We start from the raw sequence: 1,570 nt of genomic DNA, 5'->3' as shown, positions 1-1,570 counted from the left end.
GGATGCTAGAAAGAAAAAATTTTAAATAATTGACTAAACCCTTAATGGGTTTAGTTAATTGGGTGAAAGATTTGCATTTTATTTAGTCTAATTTTTATCCATAGCAATTTATGTTTACTTTAATAAAAATATTTTCACAATAACTGCAATTTTTAATCATACATTTATAAAAAAATATTTTTATTATTTTGTTATACAAAATATGTATTTTTCATTGTTATATCATTTTTTGATTTATTTTTATATGTGTGTATTTGAACCAATTTTAAAAAATTAAATCTTTTAAAATAGTTTAAAAATAGTTTTATATAAAAAAATAGAATTAATGCTAATCAAAAAAAGAGTTATTAAGGAGTTATTGATGTTTAAATCTTTAAATATAGGATTAAAACTAGTATTATCAGTTGCTATTAGTATAATCACTGGAATAGCCATTTTGGTGACTATTTTATCAATTCAAGTTGCTTCTAATATGGAAAATGAAGCTAAAAATTCAATCTTTCTTTCTGCGAAAAGATACGGAAATTTTATGCAAGGCATTCTAAATGAGGAAGTTGTTCTTACAAAAGGAATGGCTACATCGCTTAATGAAATGTTTTCGAAATATGACCAAGTAGATGTTGCGTTAATAGAAAGCTTATTAAAAAATACCTTTGACAGTAGTGGTTATGCAGCTTATTCATTTCTTTGGCTAAAAGATCCCTCTGTTTTATCTGACATCCAAGCATTAGATTCAAATTTTAAAAGCTCTAATGGTAAAACTTTTGCTATGATTTTTTTCGATGAAACTACAGGAAAAGCCGGTGGTATAAGATCTATAAAAGTTCCTAATAATTTTTCTCAACTGAACATTTTGCAAAAAATTGAACAAAACGCAAAATATGGTGATTTAGATACTTTATTTGTTGGCGCTCCATCAAAATTAAATTACGATGGACATGATTTTTTAGGTATTAATTTAGGAATGCCTATCTTTAACAGTAAAGGCAAATTTGTAGGTGTTGTTGGATATACTTTTGATTTCTTAGAAATATCACAAGATATGCTTGATCCAAAGCTAGATGCCTACGAAGGTGATTTAAGATTTTTAATGACTGATCAAGGGGTTATTACTATTCACAAAAACAAAGATGCTATATTAAAAACTCTACCTGAAATCAATAAAGATCCTTCGACAAAATTTATTATTGATGCCGTTAAAGAACGTAAAGATATAATTATTGACAATTATACTGATTCAAATGGAAATCTCAGCTTTGCTAGTATCACTCCTTTTAGCACACTAGGAGATTCTAGTCACTGGAGTATAATAGTTACCGCGCCAAAAAAGTCTGTTTTACAACCTTTATATAAATTACAATTTATTTTAATTGTTATAGCACTAGTTATAGTTGTTACAATCTTAGCCATTGTTTATTTTTGTGTAAATAAAATAGTAGGTGCTAGAATTCCTATTATACTCCATTCTTTACAAAATTTCTTCAAATTTTTAAATCATGAAACCAAAGAAGTGCAGACAATAAAGATTAAAGCCGATGATGAATTAGGAAGAATGGGTAAAATAATCAAT

At 26.6% G+C, this 1,570-nt stretch carries 1 pseudogene; it reads left to right on the top strand.

Annotated features, from left to right (window positions below):
* Window positions 1–361 precede the first annotated feature (361 nt).
* Window positions 362–1,570: pseudogene (locus L8W55_RS07880) on the top strand (methyl-accepting chemotaxis protein); the annotation flags it as partial.

The organism is Campylobacter sp. FU_520 (assembly GCF_025772385.1).
GTDB lineage: Bacteria > Campylobacterota > Campylobacteria > Campylobacterales > Campylobacteraceae > Campylobacter_D > Campylobacter_D lari_C.
Note: the sequence above shows the minus strand (reverse complement) of the source record. Positions and strands in the feature narration are given on the sequence as shown.